The following is a 20,027-nucleotide window of genomic DNA, read 5'->3' on the forward strand; positions in this document are numbered from 1 at the left end:
CACGGACGCCGGATGTGGATCCCTGTCGGTTACCGCCAGATCTGATGGGACAACCCGATCTCTGGTGAGCGCAATCAAACGAACACGTCGGCCACGATGAGAACGATACCGAGCCATGCGGCGACCCAGCATACAGGCCGCACGCCTGGGGGAGCGAAGGCGTATGCGGGAACGTAAGCGAGCCGGGCGATGACGAAGAACCAAGCACCAACGACCGAAAGCGAGCCCGCTGCATGGGCCGCGTGAGCGAGAAACAGCGCGGCGACGAATTGCGGAAAGATCTCCAGGAGGTTTTGATGGGCTCGAACGAAGCGGCCGCTGATGCCAGTTACCTCACGCTGTTCGTCGCGCGGTCCCGCCACCCAAATTCCCCCAAGCTGACGCAGCGTTAGAACGCTGGCGATGGTGAGCTGAACGCTCGCAAGCAATAGGGCCGCAAGCAAGGCCCAGAGATCACCCGTCATCATCGCCGCGTCCAAATGTGCAAAGCTGACGCCAGGCTTGCAAGTCTGCCAGCGCTTCTCCTGACGCCATATGATGCGGCTTGCGATCTGTAGATCAGCCCCGGTTCGACGATCCATTCACCGGGAGAGAGCGCTTGGACATCGTAGCGCCCATCCGGCAGTCGTGACGCCAGGCCAACGTAGCGGTAGCGGGTGCCTGTCGAATCCACGACGGTGGACAAGATGGGTCTATCGGCAAGATAGCCGACGACAACACTTCCCATCTCAGATGGCGGAGTGGTCGGTGTGGCAATCTGAAGAATGTAATATTCGATCGGAACGCTTCTGGTGCCCATGCGCATCAGCCAATCCCTCACACGAGGAACGCAGCGGCTAGTATGCTCTCCCAGGTGCAGGAAATGCAACGAATTGGCCGCGGTGCCTCGCCTACGTTGGCAAGCATTTTCGGGTCTCGGAACGTCTCGCCATCGTTCAGCCCATTTGCGCGCAATCATGCCGAACTTCGACAAGCTTGAATACGGTCTCCGCGAGCCATCCAAATCGCTGCCAGACAAATCCCATGAATATGCTGATCGCCATCGCCTTGACGTTCGTCGCCGTCATCGGGTCGTCTTCTCTCCACTATGAGGCAATCCAGCGCCTCGACAGACTGGCCCGCAGGTCAACTGGAGCTTATCCCGCGCTGCTCTTCGTCATCTGCGGGCTGGTCGGTCTTCATCTCGTGGAGATCGGGATTTATGCCGCGATATTCCATCTGGCGGACCAGACGCTTGCTCTCGGCGATTTTGACGGAAAGGCCTTTCCGACGAGCATGGACTATTTCTACTACGCAGCAGAAGCCTATGCCTCGCTCGGCTACAACAACGTCATCCCGATCGGCGAAATGCGGCTCGTCACGTCCATAGCGCCCTTGAACGGGTTGCTGCTCCTGACCTGGTCAGGCTCGTTTCTTTTCTCGCTGGTTGAAGACTGGCGTGGAAAGGGAAAATAGCGTCGACCAGTGCCCTTCGTGCCTGCTCAGCGTCCCCATCGATCTCACTTTGAGCCTCTCTTTGCGGGTGAGATCGATGGCGGCGTCGATCACGCATAGTGACGAATTGGAACAAAGTCGTGAACATGGGCCGGCCGGGTAAGTGCCGCCCAACTCGTGCCACATTAGAGGCACCCCCTGCTCCCCCGAGCAGAGCGGCCAAAGCTTTGCAAGAAAACGATAATTTTCAATTTGTGAGCGGGAGGTATCGATGAATCCTGCGGGTATTCGTGCGCCTTTTTCGAACCCGACAACCTATGTCGCAACAGCTCTATTCGCGGTAGGGCTCGTTGCAACAACACCTCAGGCATACGCACAAAGCGCTGCGGGTGCTGCCAGCCAGGCGCCGACCGGCTTGTGGCTAACCACGCCCTATCCTGAATTCTCGGCTCAGGCCGGGAAGACCGTCAGCGTCCCCTTGAACCTGGCTAACCGCGGACTGCCGCCGCAACGCGTCGAGCTCGGTGTCGATGGCCTGCTCGACGGCTGGAAGTGGGAAATCGACGGCGGTGGCAAACCCGTTACCGCGGCAATCGCCGGCTCGGACGGCACGGTCAGCCTGACGCTGAAGTTGACGCCGCCAGCAGGCGACATCGGCAAAGCGGTGAACTTTGCCGTGTCGGGCAAGGCCTCCACGGAGGCTTTGAAACTGCCAATGGCGATGACGGTCGCCAAGACCGAGCCTGCAAAGCTGACGCTGGAGCCCAAGCTCCCTGCCCTGCGCGGCACCGCCAAATCGGCCTTCGACTTCCAGGTCGACATCAAGAACGATGGCCAAGAGGATTCGACCGTCAATCTGCTGTCGAAGGCGCCGCCCGGCTTCCAGGTGACCTTCAAGCAGGGCTACGGCTCCCAGGAACTGACCAGCCTGCCGCTGAAGGCGGGTGAATCCAAGACACTGTCGGTCGGCGTCCAGCCGCCGGACAACGCCCAGGCGGGTCAATATCCAGTGGCGGTCGCCGCTAGCGGAGGCGCCGCCAGCGCCGACACCAAGCTGCTGCTCGACATCACTGGCAGGCCGTCCGTTTCTCTTGCAGGTCCTCAGGGCAGACTGTCCGGAGATGCCACTGCCGGTCAGGAGCGCACCTTCACCTTCACCTTGTCGAATAGCGGTTCGGCCCCGGCCCGCGACGTCAAGCTTTCGGCGAGCCCGCCATCCGGCTGGAAGGTCGCCTTCAATCCCGAGAAGGTGGACGAGATCGCACCTGGCGGGACGTCCGATGTCGGCGTCTCGATGACGCCTTCGACCCAGGCAATCGCCGGTGACTATATGGTCTCGGTCCGAGCGAATGGCGACGGCGCATCCGACAATGCCGATTTCCGCGTGACCGTGCGGACATCCACGCTGTGGGGCGTGACCGGCCTTGGCGTGATCGGCGCTTCCGCCTTGATGCTGGCCTTTGCCGTGACGCGGTATGGACGCCGATGAGCCCGGTCATCGAAGCGCGCGGCCTCATCAAGCGCTACGGTCGATCTCCGGCGGTTGACGGAATCGATCTCACCATCGAGAAGGGCGAGGTGTTCGGCCTGCTCGGTCCTAACGGTTCGGGCAAAACCACCACGATCCTCTTGCTTCTCGGCCTCACCGAACCGACCGCCGGCTCGATCCGTGTTCTCGGTCTCGACCCGTTGCGCCAGCCGCTGACCGTCAAACGGCAGGTCGGTTACCTACCGGACCAGATCGGTTTCTACGATCATCTGACTGCGTGGGAGAATCTCGCCTACACGGCAAGGCTTGCGGGTTTGATGTCCGGCGAGGCCGACGGGCGCATCGCTGGCGCCTTGAGGCGAGTGCGGCTTGCGGAGGTCGCCGACCGCCGCGTCGCGACCTTCTCACGCGGCATGCGCCAGCGGCTCGGGCTAGCCGAGGTGCTGGTCAAACAGGCCGAGATCGCCATTCTTGACGAGCCGACGTCCGGCCTTGATCCGCAAGCGACACAGGAACTGCTGGAGTTGATCCGTGAGTTGGCGGATGAGGGCGTGACGTTCGTGCTTTCGTCCCATCAGCTTGCGATGATGCAGACGATCTGCAGCAGGGTCGCGCTGTTCCGCAAGGGCCAAGTCGGCCTCATCGGCCGGGTCGAGGACCTCACCGCCAGCATCCTCGGCGGCGCGTATAAGCTCGAGGTTGAAACCGAGAAGGCAGACCTGGTGAATATCCTGGCCGGGGCGCCGCACATATCGGGCCTGACTGCCCTGAAGACGGGACACTGGCTGGTCGATGCCGACGCCGATGTCAGGGCCGATATCGCCTGTCGTGTCGTGGGCGCCGGCGGTGCGCTGCATTCCATGGCTATCCGCCAGGCTACGCTCGACGAGGTTTATGTCCGCTTTTTCGAAGGAGAGAGCCATGATGTCGCGGCGTGAAGGATCGCCATTTGCCGGCCTGTCGACGATCGCGCTCAAGGAGGCAGCCGATCATATGAACAGCATCCGCATCCATCTGGTGATGGTCCTGGTGCTGCTCACGGCGATCGGCTCGGTTTATGCCGCGATCGGCCAGATCAAGGCCACAATCGGCGAGGACCAGTTCCTGTTCCTGCGCCTGTTCACAACTGCCCAGCAACCATTGCCGTCCTTCGTGTTCTTCCTCGGCTTCCTGGTGCCGCTGGTGGCTATCGCGCTTGGCTTCGACGCCATCAATGGCGAATACAACCGCCGCACGCTGTCTCGCATTCTGTCGCAGCCGATCTACCGCGACGCACTTCTCACCGGCAAGTTCCTGGGCGGGTTATTGGTCATCGCCATCTGCCTGCTGGCTCTGTGGCTGCTGGTCACCGGCCTGGGGATGCTGCTGCTTGGGCTGCCGCCCAGCGGTGAGGAGATCGCCCGCGGCCTTGCCTTCCTCTTCGCCTCCTTTGTCTACGCCGGCGTCTGGCTGGCGGTGGCGATGGCCTTCTCCACAATCGTCAAATCGCCGGCAACCTCGGCGCTTTGCGCGCTCACGGCCTGGCTGCTGTTCACGGTCTTCTGGCCGATGCTGGCACCGCTGATCGCAGGCGCCGTCGCACCGATCGACCCGCTCGATCCAATGACCGCAGTTCACCAGATCGACATCCAGCAGGCCATCGCGCGCATCTCGCCCAACACCCTTTACGGAGAGACTACGCTGGCCCTGCTCAATCCGGCAACACGCTCGCTTGGCCTGCTTTTTACCGATCAGTTGAGCGGGGCGCTGATGGGCGCGCCCCTGCCCTTCTCGCTCAGCGTGGCGCTGATCTGGCCGCAGCTTGCAGGCATGATCGCCGCGCTTCTGGTGTTGTTCACCATCGCCTATGTCTCGTTCCAGCGGCAAGAGATACGGGCCTAAACAAATGTCGCTTACAGCGCGAACTGATGGCGAAGGCGCGAGCTTCGCAGAAAGCAATTCTACGCCAAGCGCCGCACAGTTGGACCTTCCGTACCAGGGGGACAAATCCGGCGCCAAGGCACGCCGCCTCGGCCTTTCAGCAACGATTTTTACCGCGCTGACCCTTCTTGTTCTGGCGTTTGGCAGCACGATCCAGAGCATCGACTATCATGCCCTTGTGCACGCGCTCAGTCACCTTCCGGCGGCTTCCATAGGCTGGGCGGTCTTCGCGACAGCGGTAAGCTTGGCGGCCGTGGTCGGGCGCGACGTGTGTGCGGTCTACTACGTCGGCGCTCGCACGCCACGTCTCGCGCCCCTCGTGGCCGGCTTTTGTGGAACAGCTCTTGGGAATGCAGTCGGTTTCGGCACCCTTACCGGCGCGGCGGTTCGATACCGGATTTACCGAGCCGTCGGACTTCGGTCCGAGGATATCGCCCGGCTCCTTTTGTTTGTCGCTGGCGGCTTCGGCCTTGGCCTTGCCGGCTTTGGAGGCATGACGACACTCATCGAGGCTGGGCCGGTCTCGCACCTTCTCGGCTGGCCGACGGGCGTATTGCAGGTGGCGGCAGGGAGCGCGCTCGCTGGATCCATTGTACTCCTGCTGTTTGGCTTGCGCGGACCAGTCCGCGTCGGCAGCTTCAGCCTTGCAGTCCCGAGCAAGGCGATCGCGGGCATGCAGCTCGGACTGACGGGTATCCGTCTCTTCGCAGCTGCAACCGCTCTGTGGATGCTTCTACCGGGAGCTTCGATAAATTTCCTCAGCTTTGCCGCTATTTTCTCGGCGGCTACTGCTTTGGGGGCCGTCAGCAACCTGCCAGGCGGCATTGGAATATTCGAGGCGGCTGTATTTTGGGTCTATGCGGGACATGCCCCCATCGATCAGATCGCGGCAGCGCTGTTGGCGTACCGAGGGATATACTTTGGGATGCCATTGGTGCTTTCGGCGGCCTTGCTCGCAATATTCGAAACTCGCCTTGCCTTGGGAACGAGGACCCCCACCGCCAACGATCGGCTTATCGAGGCGGCCGCTCAACTTTCGCCCCGCTTCATGGGCGTCATCGCGTTTGCAACTGGAGTGATGCTGCTTACGTCCGGGGCAACGCCGACGTTCGGTCACAGACTGGCGATCCTCTCGATGCGCCTGCCCCTTTGGGTGGTCGAAACGTCTCATTTTCTCGGCAGTCTGGCCGGCGTTGTGTTTCTCTTTCTGGCCCGTGGACTGTTTGAACGACGTGACGGTGCCTGGTGGCTTGCGCTCTTGATGGCGACAGCAAGTCTCGGTTTGTCTCTGGCCAAGGGACTCGCTTATGGAGAGGCCGGATTCCTGGCGATTGTCATCAGCCTCCTGCTCGCGACCAAACGTCGGTTTGACCGACCTGCTTCAATGTTGGGTCAGCCTTTTACGCAGGGGTGGGCCGTCGCCGTAGGCGTGATCGTCCTCGCAACGGCCATAATCTTCCTCGTGGCGTTCCGAAACGCCGACTACACAGCGCGCGACCTTTGGTGGCAGTTTGAGTTTGATGCGCAGGCCCCCAGGGCGCTGCGCGCCTTGCTGGGCGCCGCGATCCTCGCTGTCGTCATCGGCCTTTGGCAGTTGCTTCGCCCGCCAAAGGGGCTCGCACCCCATCCGGACCTCATAGCACTTGGGCACGCTTCGCGGATCATTCGTGCCCAAGCCAGGAGCCAGGCGATGCTGGCTCTCATGGGCGACAAGAGCCTGCTGTTTTCCCGAACGGGAGACGCTTTCATAATGTACGGCAAGCGCGGCCGCAGCTGGATTGCACTCTTCGACCCCGTAGGCCCGGTCGAGGAATGGCCCGGATTGATCAAGAAATTTGTTGCATTGGCCGCAAGCCATGGGGGTCGCGCCGCCTTCTACGAGATCCGTCCTGAAAGCTTGCCGTTCTATCTGGACGCGGGCCTGTCAGTGATGAAGCTTGGCGAGGAGGCACGCGTGGGGCTCGCCGGCTTTGACATGAAGGGCAAAACAAGTGCCCACCTTCGCTATTCGCTCAAGCGCGGCGAACGCGAAGGGTTGACGTTCGAACTTGTGCCACCCCGACAGATCGCCGAAATCATGGATGCCTTGATCGAGATTTCGGCAGCATGGTTGCGTTCGCGCAGAACTAGGGAAAAGGGATTCTCAATCGCCGCGTTCGAACCCTCATATCTGGGATCCCAATGGGTCGCCCTCGTTCGACAGAATGACCTTCCCGTTGCGTTCGTAACCGTCATGGCGACCGGGACGCAGCAGGAAGCTTCGGTCGGCCTTATGCGCCACACGACCACGGCATCGCCCTACGCCATGGAGTTCCTGTTCACGAAGCTCATCCTCGAACTCAAAGACATGGGCTATGGCAGTCTGAGTCTAGGGATAGCTCCGTTGAGCGGCGTGTCGGCTGCCCCGCTGTCGTCGCGATGGCACAGGCTGGGTGAGATGATCTGGCGCTATGGAACCCGGCTCTACAATTTCCAGGGCCTCAGAGCGTTCAAGAACAAATTCAATCCGGCGTGGGAACCGCGCTACCTGGCAGCGTCGGGTACGCTGAGCCCATTTGTCGTGCTCGCGGATGCCACAGCCTTGATTGGTGCCAGGTTCAAGAGCTCAGGAGCACGAACGCAGAATGAATAAGCTTGCCACCCTCATGTCAGCAGCATTTGCAATCATGGCGCCGACGCCGTCACTGGCGATCGAGGGAGGCCGCTATGGGGATGTCCACCTTGTGGTGCCGAATGGTCCGATCCAGGGATACGTCGTCCTGTTTTCGGGGCAGGACGGATGGAGCGACGCTAACCAGGCGGCACTGGCGGCGCTTGGGCAGCAGGGGGCACTCGCGGTCGGCGTCGACACCAAAACCTATCTGGCCAGGCTCACGGAAGAAAAGGAGCCCTGCCATAACCTGGTGGGCGATGTGGAGATCCTTAGCCGCCGGCTGCAGCGCGAGCACAGTGGGCTGCAGTATCATTTTCCCATTCTGGCCGGCGTCGATGCCGGCGGCACACTTGCAGGGGCTATTCTGGCGCAGGCTCCCGTCAACACGGTGGCAGGGGCTGTCTCAGTGGACCCAAGCGTGGTGCTTCCCAGCGAGCGGCCGCTTTGCGCTGGCGCGCCCTCGTCTCCTCAACCCGGCGGCTTCGCCTACGGACCGTCCAAGGTCCTGCAGGGGTTTTGGAACCTTGGTCTTACGGCCGCCGAGCCCAAGGAAGCCCGCACCTATTTTGCCTCGCTTCAAAGCGCTGGCATGCCGATGAGCGTTCAGTCTGTCCCCGGTAGCGCTAGCGATGCGGTGACCTCACTGGTGCAGCCGCACTTCGATGCGGGCGACGCTAGCGGCCTCTCGGCGCTTCCATTGATCGAACTGCCAGCGTCACACCCAACCGGACAGATGGCGATCGTTTTATCGGGGGACGGGGGCTGGCGAGATCTCGACAAGACGATCGCCGAAGAGCTGCAATCGCGGGGAGTTTCGGTCGTCGGCTGGGACAGTGTGCGCTATTTCTGGGAAAAGAAAACGCCTGAGCAGACGGCGGCCGACCTGGCCGCGGTGATCCGGGCCTATGGCGAAAAATGGCATGCCAAGGATGTCGCATTGGTCGGCTACTCTTTCGGCGCGGACGTGCTCCCATTCGTCTACAACGACCTCGCGGCCGACATAAAATCTCGTATCGCGCAGATTTCGCTCCTGGGGTTCGCGAATGCCGCTGATTGGGAGATTCAGGTTGCCGGGTGGCTTGGAGCCGCGCCCAGCTCCGAGGCCGTTCCGGTTGGGCCGGCGATCGAGCAAGTGCCTGCAAAGTTGCTCCAATGTTTCTATGGAAACGAAGAGACCGACACATTCTGCAACGCGCTCTCCCCGAGGGGCGTCGAGGTGATCAAGACGACCGGCGGCCATCACTTTGATGGCAACTACGCTCGCATGGCCGAGCAGATCCTCGATGGCTTCAACAAGAGGGTTGCTGCCAGGATGTAGCGCTCCTTGACTGGACGCCGCTCTGGAATTCCCGCCCAGCCGCCAGCGCAGAGCAACGCTTCCGGTGCTGTTCGTCACCGGCTGCGTTCGTCCCAAGGGCAGGAGATTCGAGCATGCCAAGTAGCCGAGTATTTGACTTGGCCAAGGGCCGAAATTTCCAGCTTCGGAAGAATCAGCATGAGATCCCTCGAAAGCTGCGCCGCGATCAATTACTCGCCAATGTTACTAAAAGTTCATGCGCTGGAAATGACGTCGTAATGCGCCTCTCCCTATTCTTTTCAACACGACGCCCATCAGGGCGCGACATCTTGAAAGAGGATACGAGATCATGAAAATCTTACCCCGTACACATGGACGTCTGATGGCTGCCGCTGCCTCCCTGGCTATGGCTGGGGCAATCGGCTTCGGGGCCTATGCAACCGGCACGACACCCGTTCTGGCCGATGCCGTACACGTTCAGTCGGCGCAGGTCCCTGGCTTCGCCGACCTCGTCGAGCGCGTGTCGCCGGCGGTCGTCAGCGTCAAGGTCAAGGCCAAGATCCAGCCGACCGCCGATGACGGTTCCAACGATCAGAATGGCTTCGACAACCTGCCCGACAATCCGCAGCTACGCCGTTTCTTCAAGGAATTCCGCGGCTTTGGCGATCAGGGTGGCGAGTTCGGCATGCATCGTTTCAACCATCGCGACCATGGCAATGGCCAGCCCCGCCCAGTCGCACAAGGGTCGGGCTTCTTCATCTCCGAAGACGGTTACCTCGTCACCAATAACCACGTCGTCTCGGAAGGCTCTGACTTCAGCGTCGTCACAAATGACGGCAAGGAATTCGACGCCAAGCTGATCGGCACCGATCCGCGCACCGACCTCGCGGTGCTCAAGGTCGATGGCGGCAGCACCAAGTTCACCTATGTCGACTTCGCCGACGACTCCAAGATCCGCATCGGCGACTGGGTGGTGGCGGTCGGCAATCCATTCGGCCTCGGCGGCACCGTCACCGCCGGCATCGTCTCGGCGCGCGGCCGCGACATCGGCGCCGGCCCCTATGACGACTTCATCCAGATTGATGCCCCGGTCAATCGCGGCAATTCGGGCGGCCCGACCTTTGACCTCGACGGCCAGGTGGTTGGCATCAACACCGCCATCTTCTCGCCGTCGGGCGGCAGCGTCGGCATCGCCTTCGACATCCCAGCCTCGACCGCCAAGCAGGTCGTCGATGACCTGATGAAGAACGGTTCCGTCCAGCGCGGCTGGCTCGGCGTCGAAATCCAGCCCGTCACCAAGGACATCGCGGAGTCGCTCGGCCTGAAGTCGGACAAGGGGGCGCTGGTCTCCAGCGCCCAGGATTCAGGCCCGGGCAAGAAGGCGGGCATCGTCGCCGGCGACGTCATCACCGAGGTCGACGGCAAGGATGTCGCTTCGCCGAAGGAACTCGCCCGCATGATTGGCGCCTACGCCCCGGGCAAGTCGGTCGACGTAACCGTCTGGCGCAATGGCAAGGATGAAGCGGTCAAGGTCGATCTCGGCACCCTGCCGGCCAGCGACAAGCAGGCCTCGAACGACGATAGCCATCACCAGTCGGCACCCGGGTCCAAGGCCGATACACTTGCCGACCTCGGCCTGACTGTCACCAAGGCCGACAACGGCAAGGGCCTGGTCGTGACCGACGTCGATCCCGACAGCGCCGCCGCCGACCGCGGCATCCAGCCCGGCGACGTCATCACCTCGATCAATTCGAAACAGGTGAACACCACCGGCGATGTCAACAGGGCGATGGACGATGCGGTGAAGTCCGGCCGCAAGGTCGTGCTGATGCAGATCACACGTGACGACAGCAATCGCTTCGTTGCGGTGCCTGTCGCGCAGGGCTGATCTCGCCATTCGAGACTGTGGTCCGATTTCGGAACCAGTCTGACTCATCGGTGTGTTGGCTCTTGCGTCCTCGAGCCAACACACCAAAAGATGATGGCTGCAGGGCCGAGGAGGTGGGCCATAGTTCCCTTTCCGGGCCCTGCCCCCCATTTTGTCGCTGCCATGGCTTGATCGCCGCCTCCCCTGTGTTACGGCAGAGCTTCCCTCTTGAGGACAAACATGGCCGGCATTTCCCGAAAATATCGCATGCTGCGTCGCTCGCAGGCGATGTGGGTTTCGCGGCGCGTATGGCAGCCGCGCCTGGTCTTCTGGGCGGGCGCCATCTCGATCGGCCTGATCAGCGTGCTGTTCGCAATTCTGGCCGACCAGGCGCAGGCGCTGTTTCATGCCGTCATCGGCACCGCCGGCGGCTGGCGCTTCTATCTGCCGTTGCTGATAACGCCGCTCGGCTTCGTGCTCTGCGCCTGGCTGGCCCATTCGTTCTTCCCGGGCTCGCAGGGCAGCGGCATCCCGCAGGCGATTGCGGCGCGTCACCTGCGGGACGACGAGGATCGTGACCATATCCTTTCGTTGCGGCTCGTCACGGGAAAGATTGCCCTCACCGTCGTCGGCCTGTTCTGCGGCGCCTCGATCGGCCGCGAGGGACCAACGGTCCAGGTTGGCGCCTCGCTGATGCTCCAGGCAGCGCGCTGGGGCGGCATGGCGCAGGCGCGGGGCCTGATCCTGGCTGGTTCGGCAGCTGGCATCGCGGCTGCTTTCAACACGCCGCTCGCAGGCATCGTCTTTGCCATCGAGGAAATGGGCCGCACCTATGAATCGCGCACCAACGGGCTGGTGCTCACGGCGGTCATCTTGGCGGGCCTGGCCTCGCTTGGGCTGCTTGGCAATTACACCTATTTCGGCGTCGCGAAGGATACTGTGGCTTTCGCCAGCGATTGGCCGCTGGTGCTGGCCTGCGGAATCATCGGCGGTGGCGTAGGCGCGCTGTTTTCGCTGCTGGCGTTGAAGGCCATGCGCCGCATCCGCCGCTGGAATGCGTTGCAGCCGCTCTGGCGCACTTTGATAGTGGCAGGACTCTGCGGGCTGGCGGTGGCTGTCATCGGGTTTGCCTCGAGCGGCCTGACCTTCGGAACAGGCTACACCCAGGCGCGCGGCGCGATCGAAGGCACCCCGCTGCCGGCGTTCTTCTTCGTGGAGAAGTTCGCGGCCGGCCTGCTGTCGATGGTGTCGGGCATCCCAGGGGGTATCTTCGCACCGTCGCTGGCGGTGGGCGCCGGCCTGGGAAGCACACTCGGCCTGATCCTCGGCACGAGCACCAGCCTGGCCGCCCTGCTTGGCATGGCCGGCTATTTCGCCGGTGTTGTGCAGGCGCCGATGACCGCCTTCGTCATCATCCTGGAGATGACCGGCAACCACGATAATGTCATTGCGCTGATGTGCGCGGCGATGCTGGGCTACGGGACGGCCCGCCTGATTTCACACGAGCCACTCTATCATGCGATGTCCCGCGTATTCATTGCCGAGGCGATCAGGCGGCGTCGTGCGGTATCGGGAGATGCCGTCAAGGCGGTTTAATGGCTTCAGATTCGCACTCCCCAATCAGGTGGCTCGAAAAGCCAAACGGACAAGATGATGGCGGCCGCCGCCAGCACTACAATCAAGAGTGCGATCTTTGCCGGATTGTCCATTGCAGGAGCCTACGGGCTGGAATCTGAGTGACCAATCAAAAAGGCGCTAGGCTTGCAGGTGAGCGAGGGTGCTCACAGCGCCCATCGAAATGCCCGTCGCAGCTCCGAAGCTCCGTCCGTCTCATACCATCGTCCGTGCGAGACGATGACGCGTTCCGGATCCCAGTCGAGCATCTGACGAACCGCCAATCGCAGCGCTGTGCGGCGCCCGAAAAAGCTCAGCCGCATGTCGATAGGAGCCTTGCCGTCAGGATCGGCGGCGCCGGCGAGCTTCACGAGAAGTCTTAGAAGCCAGCTATGAATCCGACTTGGCTCAAAATTTTCGATCAGATCGGTGAGGATTAACGTTCGGCTGCCGCGGTGAAACAGCACGGCCTCGGTCAGCATGTCTCCGCGCACCACAAGCAGGTCGACGTCATCAGGCCAAGGCGAATGACGACCCACCAGCAAAGTATCGACATCGATACGGCGCTTCGCTCGACGTGTGAGGCCGCGCACAGCCAGGACCTTTGCAGCGGGGACAGCAGCTTTCCAGTCGGGCACCCACCAATAGTGGAGCGAATTCGGCGCAACCAGGTAGCGGATTGGTCCCAATATCTCGATCGCCGACCGCAGCGCGGAGGAATATGCCACTGGTGAATGGAGGACCAATTCCCCGCTTCGCAGCCGAACGATCGTCATGCGTGTTGAGAAGGGGAATTTCAGCCAGCCTAGCCCGAACCTGACCTCAGACCCGTCGACGATCCACAGATCGGGAGCCACCGGCTTCAGCACGTTGATTGGCTCATACAGATCCAGAGTGGACCTACCGTTGACGTGTCTGTGAAGCATTGGCAAGGCTCAGCGCTCGTTGAAGGGGCTACTCAGGGACGTCCGAACGAAGAGGCGCCAAAGATTGATATGGCGCGTGGTCCTCAACTGGAAAGCGCGCGCTTTCGCGCGTCGCCAGCCATTCGCGAATAGCAAGGCGAATGACCTCCAGCCGGGTCAGTTTCATCTCGGTGGCGACAGCCGAGATAGCCATTTCGGTACCGGCATCGAAAGTCATGGTGTTTGACGTGCGCAGCATCGCCGCCGCTTCGAGATCGGCTTGACGTTCGTCCTGGCTTGAATCCTTGTTCCCTGCAGCCAAAGGGCTCCTCGCGATCCTCAGTTTGGGTCGTGGCCGACCTCGGCAGTGTCGTAATCTCTCATCGAGACGATCCAATCGTTTCTTACCGTCACAAGGACAAGGCGGGCTCCCTGCGGATAATATCTAGGCAGAGCTGCCGCCTGATCGGCCAGGACTGCGCCATTCCGGCCGCAGACCTCACCCCCGAGCAGCCAATTCTGGTGCTCGCGATCGCCCAGGACCGCGATATACTCGCCGTCGCCGGGATAGCCGATCAGGCCGATTTGTTCGTATTCCTCCAACTTGCGTATCATGGCCGTCTGACGATCAAGGACGGAACGCTTGTTAATTCCCGCCAAGTGGGGAACGGCCCGGCACCACCCCAGCCGGATGCCGGGCCGTCAGGAAGTGCCCGCGCGGTCGCACTTCCCTGAAGCCTAGCCGTGGTCACAGGAGCGGTCGGGCCGGTGAAGCGTTTCATTTGCACAGGCAACCAGAGGAACCGTGGAGCCCTGTTGCCTGGCTTGCGACAACCAGACAGCACGGTTTTCCTGCGAGAGCCCCTTCATCGCCGAGCGAGCCGCGGAAGTGATCTCGAACGCCCCGCAAGATGCACATTGGAATTCGACCTTGCGGGACGTGACCTCGGCCTCCAGCGCCATTCCGGCGCAGACCGGGCAGATGCACGGAAAGTAGCGCCTTTCGAACGACAGGACGGTCATGGTGCTGGGCTCCTTTTCTGCGGGAGAGCAGCGGTTGGTCGACAACGGGGCCAATCAAAGTCGCTCCAGCGATAGGCGAATGACGGCGAGTACCATCGGTCATAAGGTGAATGCATTCGCTTCCTTTCTGATGGCATCGGTCCTGGCTACCCCCTTGTCTTTGGTGCAATGTTTCTGCGCGTGGCGACTTCGATCTGCTTTGCTTCCACTTCGAGCCGGTCCGGCGCGGCGGACCCCATCAAGGCGTAAGCTGTACCTCCCGATTGCCAGTAGACCGTCGGAACCCTACCGTCGGTGGCCGGGGTCGGAGGAACGGCGTCCTCGCCGTTCATGGGAGCCGCGACGAGCGTGATCCTGCCGACGCTGGGCGTGTCGGCCGTCACGACGAGGCTCTGCTGCCCATTCCAGGGCTGCACTTGGACATCCTTCACGACCCATACCGAAGGCAAAGTCGGCATGCTGACGTTGACTGCACCGACAAGCCGTTCAATTTTGTCCTGCTTCGGCTCATTACCCCTGTCGGGACCAGCATTGAGCTGCGCAACTTTCAAGGCATCTCTCGCGGCCAGTATGAAGGTCTCATCGGCCGTCTTGCCGCCTTGGCGAAGCGGCACGGTCAGCGAGTTGGCCGACCACCCAACTGCAATTAGGACGACAGCAGCGACCTGCAGTTTCAGGGCAGCTACCAGCTTCTTGCGGCGGAACACCCGCTCCAACTGTCTTGCCTTTTCCACGGTCGCTTGCGGTGGAAACGCTCGACGCGGTTGAGCACTACGCAAAGCCTCCATGCGCTGCGCGTGTGCAAACACCTCGGCGGCCCGTTCCGGCTCCTGCGCAAGGCGCGCTTGCAGGTCGGATCGCTGCGACGGCGAGAGCTCGCCGTCGAGGAACCGGTTGATCTCTTCGTCCGAAATCCGGCTATTCGGCCACATCACGGCCTCCCACAATTTTCAACGAACCCGACACCTGGCCCCTTGCATCCTCCACGCTGTGTTTCAGCGCAAATCGGGCTCGGCTCAGGCGGGACATGACCGTCCCGCTGGGCACCCCCAGCAACTCGGCGGCTTCCGAATAGGTGAAGCCCAGTACGCCAACCAGATGAAGGATTTCCGCCTGCTCCGCCGGCATGGCAGCGAGCGCTCGTTCAACGTCGGCTAGTTCGGCGCAATGCTCTTGCGCGGGGGGCGACGTTCGATCGGAGAGATCGGCGTAAGAGGCAAGGCGCTGCCGGTCGATCGCCATGCGGCTGGCGCCAGACAAAAAGGTATTCCGGACTATTGTGATCAACCAGGGCAACAGCGGACGCGATGCATCGTAAGATTTGGCCAATGACAGGGCACGGACAAGCGCCTCCTGCACCAGATCGTCGGCATCCGAGTCATCGCGCGTCAGCACACGCGCGTAACGCCATAAATCTTCAAGATAGGGTGTGACGTCGAAGTTCACGCTCATACCGTTCCGCATGGTCTTAGCCCGGGATCGGCCCAGCGGTCAGGGACGCAACCGCTGGGCCTGATGGGAGCGCTTTCCTCCCGAAGTGCAGGCGTCGGATAGCCATGTGTCATCAATGCCTGCTTCGCTCCCCAGTTCCGACAGTGGCCTCTGGAGGCAGCCGCCACAGTCGAAGCTCACCCTCAACGCTGCATCTACTGAGCTAGGCCCGAAACTATTCCATCGCGGGAGGAAATTTCTGCTGGGGTGGTCTCGATAGCGGGACTGACGGTGGACGAAAGAGGCATCCGGCAGAAAGTCGATGACTCTACTGAACCTACGCCGCAATCTGCCCAACCAACCCTGTCAGTTCCGACTGAGGCGCGACCTAGAAAGTTTGAAAAGCTTCCAGGAACCCCGGCCGCGCCGTATTACGGCGGTCTCAAGCCTCTCACGAAGAAGACCAAAGTCTTGCGTAAGGCAGGCGGCTCAAGTCGGTTCCCTTCGCAATGTCGAAAGCTATTGTCAGCGTCTTGTCAGGTGGCGGTTGCTAGACAGCGCCAGCGACCGATCGGACCCAAGCAGTCCGCCGCCTGTGGTCGCCGGATGGCGGTCAGGAGACTTCAATGCAGTTTTTGAGAATTGGATTGGCGCTGGTTACGCTGGCAGGTTCAGCGCCCGCGTTCGCGGATTCCACTGTCAACGTCAAATTATGGGACAAGAATGGTGACATGAAGCCTGACGCCAAGATGGGCATGGGCATGCCGGCGAATATGAACATGGCGATGATGAAGATTGAAGTCGACAAGAAGACCGTACCGGCTGGAAAGGTGACCTTCGATGTGATTAACACGTCGAAGGCTACCGTCCATGAAATGATCGTCGTGCCCGTCGCCGATCCGAAAAAGACGACGCTCCCATATGTTTCGAACGAAAACCGTGTCGATGAGGATGCGGCCGGCCATCTTGGTGAAGTCTCGGAACTTGATCCGGGCAAGACAGGGTCGCTGACGCTCAACCTCAAGCCGGGCTTCTACGCAGTCTTCTGCAATATCCCCGATCATTTCATGAACGGCATGTGGGCGACCATCAAGGTTCAATAACCGATACGTCGAGCGTGCCGGGCCAACCGTCTCGTCGCGCTCGGCGACGAAATCTGCAGGACCGGTGTGGCCGCGAGGTTCACGCCGTCGGCAAGTCGGAACATATTAGCAGTTGCTCGATTGTCCGGGAGCCCTGCTTTCAAACCTTGAGGAACGATCGATGCGCCGCTATTCACAGTTTCTGATCGCCATTCATTGGCTCACAGCTATCCTGGTGATTGTCGCCTGGTTTACGGCCGTAGGCGGCCGTCATGCCAAAACCGATCCATCCTATGTGCACTTCACCGTCGGGCTTGCGGTACTGTTACTCGTAATTCCTCGCATTCTGGCCCGTTTGATCGGCGCGGCTTCGGATGTGGAGGTGCCTCAAAGCTATTGGATGGGCATCGCCGCTCGGCTTGGGCACACGGCGCTGTATCTATTTCTGATCGGGCTGCCCTTGAGCGGCTGGTATGCCGCTTCTCGCCTGGGTGTTGGGGTTTCTTTCTTCGGAGTAGGCTTGCCGAGCCTTGCGACGCCTACCCAGGGACCGCCGGGCATGATTGCGGAACTACACCAGACTGGCGGCACCGTGGTTCTTTGGCTGGCCGGCCTTCATGCGCTAATCGCATTTTGGCATCAATTCGTGATTAAGGACCGGACACTCGAACGTATGAACCCGCTCGCGCCACCCGTTCTGACCGAAGACTAGAGCCGTATCGGCCATCGTTCTATGGACTCATAAACGAAGCCTTGCCTCCCTTGGCAGGGTTCGAGCTATTATGAATCTGGCTTGCAAGCCACCACATGCTCTCGAAAAGCTCGCTCGGGCCTCGCAAAAACATCGAGGAGGGAATCTGTACGCGGTTTGCACATCGCAGCCATGATCCGCCCGACAATTCTGATAGACTTGTCGCTCGACGTTGTCCGCCATCGGATTGACAGGTCGTTGAAAGCTCCGGCATGCGACATGACGTTTCGATGAAACCAATGCTGATGCGCTTGGCGGTTCTGGCTGTGGTGGGGCTCATGTGCGCCGTTCCATTTGCCGTCCGTGCGGAAGATGAGGACGGTGACCATGACCGTGCCCGGGACCTTTACGAGCGCGGTGAAATCGAAGGCCTTGCCGACATCCTGGCTACGGTCCGCGACCGGGTGCCCGGAGAGATTGTTGCGGTCAATCTCGTCCGCCTACGCGGCAAGTGGGCTTATCGGCTCCAGGTGGTAGGCCCCGACGGCCGCCGCAGGATCGTCGACGTAGATGCCAGACCCGGCGCAACTATGCACATCGACGGCGACCCGAGATGAAAATTCTTCTTGCTGAAGACGAACCGCGTATTGCCACCGACATCGCTGCAGCCCTGAAAGCCTCAGGCATGGCCGTGGACATTGTACGCGACGGCGAATCGGCCTGGTTCGCGGGTGATGTCGAGAGCTACGATGCGGCAATCCTGGATCTCGGCCTGCCGAAGGTCGACGGCCTTACGGTGTTGAAGCGCTGGCGGACCAACGCCCGCCATTTTCCGGTGCTGATCCTGACCGCAAGGGGCCTGTGGACCGAGCGCGTCGAAGGCATCGATGCCGGTGCCGACGACTACCTCCCGAAGCCTTTTGAGATGGAGGAACTGCTGGCCCGGCTGCGCGCCATTCTGCGCCGTTCGGCCGGACAGTCGGCGCCGGTGCTGAAATCGGGGCGCTTGCTGCTCGACACGCGCCAGATGCGGATTTCGCTCCACGGCGCTCCAGTGGCGCTGTCGCCGCTGGAATATCGGCTTCTGGCCTTTCTGATCCATCACGCCGGCCGCGTGGTCGCGGCAACCGAACTTGCCGAACATCTCTACGGCTCCGACAACGAACGTGATCCGAACGCGATAGAAGTCATCGTGGCGCGTCTGCGCCGCAAACTTGGCAGTGACGTCCTCGAGACGCGACGCGGGTTCGGATACCTTGTGCCTGGTGGACCTGATTGATGCATAACTCGATCCGGATCAGGCTCTGGTCGGCGGCAGCCGTATCGGTCGTCATTGCGCTTGCCCTCGCGGGCGTCGGGCTACGCTATCTGTTCGAACTGAATGTCGAGCGTCGGGTTGTCAGTGAACTGACTGTCGATCTCAACGAGTTGATAGGCGCGACCCGCTTCGCGACCGACGGTCGCCTAACCGTCGAAGCGACGTTGACCGATCCGCGCTTCGTCAGCCCCCTGTCGGGCCATTATTGGCAAGTGGAGAACATGACTTCGCATGCCCTGGTGCGCTCGCGCTCGCTCTGGGACGGAACGCTTACCTTGCCTGAGCCGGGGGGCAACGGCACACTGAAGAAGGCAGAGCTAAAGGGGCCAGGTGGAGAACTCACGGTCGCTGTCATGCGCACCATCACCGATGCCGACGGGCGCAGCTTTCGAGCCGTCGTTGCAGAGGATCATCGCAGCGTTGAAGCATCGGTGGGACAGTATGTCCGCGACTTGGCTCCGGCGCTCATCGTCCTTGCCCTCGCGCTGATGGCGGCCTTCTTCGCCCAGATCACCGTCGGCCTCGCGCCGCTGGAAGGCCTCCGTGTCGCTGTCAAAGATGTCATTGGGCAGCGCACGGCACGCATCGACTTCACCGCTCCCGTCGAAGTGCAGCCGCTTGCCGACGAAATCAACCGCTTGCTCGACGCCCAGCAAAAAGCGCTCGCCCGCGCGCGCTCGCGCGCCACCGATCTCGCGCATGGTCTGAAGACCCCGCTGCAGGTTCTGTCGGCGGATATCCGGGCCTTACGAAAAAAGGGGGAAACCGAACTCGCCGACGAAATCGAGAAGAGTGCCGGCGCCATCCGCCGGCATGTCGAGCGCGAACTGGCACGCGCCCGTCTTGCGCCGGGCGTTTCCGGCAAAGCCGCCTGCCAAGTCCGGGAGGTTGCAGCCGGCGTGGTCGCCGTCGTCAGGCGCACGCCAGCGGGCAAGCAACTCTCGTTCGGGATCGACGTACCAGAGGATTTTACAGGCTCGATCGATGAAGGCGATCTGACGGAGATCCTCGGCAACCTGATAGAAAACGCGGCGCGTTTTGCGAAATCCACCGTCCAGATCAGCGCATGCGCGAACGCTGGGGAGATGACCATCACGGTTTCAGACGACGGCTCGGGCATACCCGAGGCTGGCCTGCAGGCCGTATTGTCGCGTGGCGTCCAGTTCGATAGCAAGGGCGGCGGCAGCGGCCTTGGCCTGGCGATCGTATCGGACATCGTCGAAGCCTATGGAGGTCGGCTAGCGATTGCCAACGCTACGCCCGGCCTCAGAGTGAGCGTCTATTTGCCCTGCCATGGCTGAGG

General features: G+C 61.5%; 21 protein-coding genes. 13 read left to right on the plus strand and 8 right to left on the minus strand.

Features of this window, described 5'->3' with window-relative positions; genetic code table 11:
- Positions 1–74: 74 nt before the first annotated feature.
- Positions 75–467 carry an MAPEG family protein gene (locus FJ988_RS14525; RefSeq protein ID WP_181183532.1) on the minus strand — a complete coding sequence of 131 codons (393 nt, stop codon included), beginning with the start codon at positions 465–467 and terminating at the stop codon, positions 75–77.
- Entirely contained in the window at positions 464–805 is a 342-nt protein-coding gene (locus FJ988_RS14530) for a hypothetical protein (protein ID WP_181183533.1), read from the minus strand. The genes FJ988_RS14525 and FJ988_RS14530 overlap by 4 nt, the downstream gene beginning before the upstream one ends.
- Before the next feature lie 218 nt (positions 806–1,023).
- Between FJ988_RS14530 and FJ988_RS14535 the strand changes: the two genes are divergently transcribed.
- From FJ988_RS14535 to FJ988_RS14570, 8 genes are all read left to right on the plus strand, one after another.
- Complete coding sequence (locus FJ988_RS14535) at positions 1,024–1,455, plus strand: ion channel (protein WP_140809694.1); 432 nt, start codon at positions 1,024–1,026, stop codon at positions 1,453–1,455.
- A 457-nt stretch (positions 1,456–1,912) separates the two neighbouring features.
- On the plus strand, positions 1,913–2,923 hold the full coding sequence (locus FJ988_RS14540) for an NEW3 domain-containing protein (RefSeq protein ID WP_246688545.1): 1,011 nt from the start codon (positions 1,913–1,915) through the stop codon (positions 2,921–2,923).
- Positions 2,920–3,861 carry an ABC transporter ATP-binding protein gene (locus tag FJ988_RS14545; protein ID WP_140818777.1) on the plus strand — a complete coding sequence of 314 codons (942 nt, stop codon included), beginning with the start codon at positions 2,920–2,922 and terminating at the stop codon, positions 3,859–3,861. Before FJ988_RS14540 ends, FJ988_RS14545 begins: the two co-directional genes overlap by 4 nt.
- Positions 3,845–4,804 (plus strand): ABC transporter permease, encoded by a 960-nt coding sequence (locus FJ988_RS14550; protein WP_140818779.1) that lies wholly within the window; start codon positions 3,845–3,847, stop codon positions 4,802–4,804. Before FJ988_RS14545 ends, FJ988_RS14550 begins: the two co-directional genes overlap by 17 nt.
- 4 nt (positions 4,805–4,808) lie before the next feature.
- Positions 4,809–7,475, plus strand: coding sequence for a bifunctional lysylphosphatidylglycerol flippase/synthetase MprF (gene mprF / locus FJ988_RS14555; protein WP_140818781.1), 2,667 nt, complete (start codon positions 4,809–4,811; stop codon positions 7,473–7,475).
- Positions 7,468–8,814, plus strand: a complete 1,347-nt coding sequence (locus FJ988_RS14560) for a virulence factor family protein (RefSeq protein ID WP_140818783.1) — start codon at positions 7,468–7,470, stop codon at positions 8,812–8,814. The genes mprF and FJ988_RS14560 overlap by 8 nt, the downstream gene beginning before the upstream one ends.
- Before the next feature lie 361 nt (positions 8,815–9,175).
- Positions 9,176–10,681 (plus strand): Do family serine endopeptidase, encoded by a 1,506-nt coding sequence (locus FJ988_RS14565; RefSeq protein WP_246688546.1) that lies wholly within the window; start codon positions 9,176–9,178, stop codon positions 10,679–10,681.
- Between the two features lie 219 nt (positions 10,682–10,900).
- Entirely contained in the window at positions 10,901–12,256 is a 1,356-nt protein-coding gene (locus FJ988_RS14570; protein ID WP_140818788.1) for a chloride channel protein, read from the plus strand.
- A 185-nt stretch (positions 12,257–12,441) separates the two neighbouring features.
- Here FJ988_RS14570 and FJ988_RS14575 read toward each other — a convergent pair whose 3' ends face one another.
- The 6 genes from FJ988_RS14575 to FJ988_RS14600 all read right to left on the minus strand — a co-directional run bounded on the left by FJ988_RS14575 (position 12,442) and on the right by FJ988_RS14600 (position 15,654).
- On the minus strand, positions 12,442–13,200 hold the full coding sequence (locus tag FJ988_RS14575; RefSeq protein WP_140818790.1) for a DUF4336 domain-containing protein: 759 nt from the start codon (positions 13,198–13,200) through the stop codon (positions 12,442–12,444).
- Between the two features lie 28 nt (positions 13,201–13,228).
- Entirely contained in the window at positions 13,229–13,501 is a 273-nt protein-coding gene (locus tag FJ988_RS14580) for a hypothetical protein (protein ID WP_140818792.1), read from the minus strand.
- Between the two features lie 17 nt (positions 13,502–13,518).
- Positions 13,519–13,782 (minus strand): hypothetical protein, encoded by a 264-nt coding sequence (locus tag FJ988_RS14585; RefSeq protein WP_140818794.1) that lies wholly within the window; start codon positions 13,780–13,782, stop codon positions 13,519–13,521.
- 135 nt (positions 13,783–13,917) lie between these two features.
- On the minus strand, positions 13,918–14,202 hold the full coding sequence (locus FJ988_RS14590) for a hypothetical protein (protein ID WP_140818796.1): 285 nt from the start codon (positions 14,200–14,202) through the stop codon (positions 13,918–13,920).
- A gap of 146 nt (positions 14,203–14,348) precedes the next feature.
- Complete coding sequence (locus FJ988_RS14595) at positions 14,349–15,134, minus strand: anti-sigma factor (protein ID WP_140818798.1); 786 nt, start codon at positions 15,132–15,134, stop codon at positions 14,349–14,351.
- On the minus strand, positions 15,121–15,654 hold the full coding sequence (locus FJ988_RS14600) for a sigma-70 family RNA polymerase sigma factor (protein WP_140818800.1): 534 nt from the start codon (positions 15,652–15,654) through the stop codon (positions 15,121–15,123). The genes FJ988_RS14595 and FJ988_RS14600 overlap by 14 nt, the downstream gene beginning before the upstream one ends.
- A 605-nt stretch (positions 15,655–16,259) precedes the next feature.
- Here FJ988_RS14600 and FJ988_RS14605 point away from each other — a divergent pair.
- The 5 genes from FJ988_RS14605 to FJ988_RS14625 all read left to right on the plus strand — a co-directional run bounded on the left by FJ988_RS14605 (position 16,260) and on the right by FJ988_RS14625 (position 20,025).
- Complete coding sequence (locus tag FJ988_RS14605; RefSeq protein ID WP_140818802.1) at positions 16,260–16,736, plus strand: plastocyanin/azurin family copper-binding protein; 477 nt, start codon at positions 16,260–16,262, stop codon at positions 16,734–16,736.
- Positions 16,737–16,896: 160 nt separating this feature from the next.
- On the plus strand, positions 16,897–17,427 hold the full coding sequence (locus tag FJ988_RS14610) for a cytochrome b (protein WP_140818804.1): 531 nt from the start codon (positions 16,897–16,899) through the stop codon (positions 17,425–17,427).
- Positions 17,428–17,696: 269 nt separating this feature from the next.
- Positions 17,697–18,023 (plus strand): PepSY domain-containing protein, encoded by a 327-nt coding sequence (locus tag FJ988_RS14615; protein ID WP_140818806.1) that lies wholly within the window; start codon positions 17,697–17,699, stop codon positions 18,021–18,023.
- Positions 18,020–18,685, plus strand: a complete 666-nt coding sequence (locus FJ988_RS14620) for a response regulator transcription factor (protein WP_140818808.1) — start codon at positions 18,020–18,022, stop codon at positions 18,683–18,685. Before FJ988_RS14615 ends, FJ988_RS14620 begins: the two co-directional genes overlap by 4 nt.
- A complete protein-coding gene (locus FJ988_RS14625) occupies positions 18,685–20,025 on the plus strand; it encodes a sensor histidine kinase (RefSeq protein ID WP_140818810.1) in 1,341 nt (446 codons plus the stop codon). Before FJ988_RS14620 ends, FJ988_RS14625 begins: the two co-directional genes overlap by 1 nt.
- The last annotated feature ends 2 nt before the right edge of the window (positions 20,026–20,027 follow it).

It is taken from the genome of Mesorhizobium sp. CU3 (genome assembly GCF_006442965.1).
GTDB lineage: Bacteria > Pseudomonadota > Alphaproteobacteria > Rhizobiales > Rhizobiaceae > Mesorhizobium.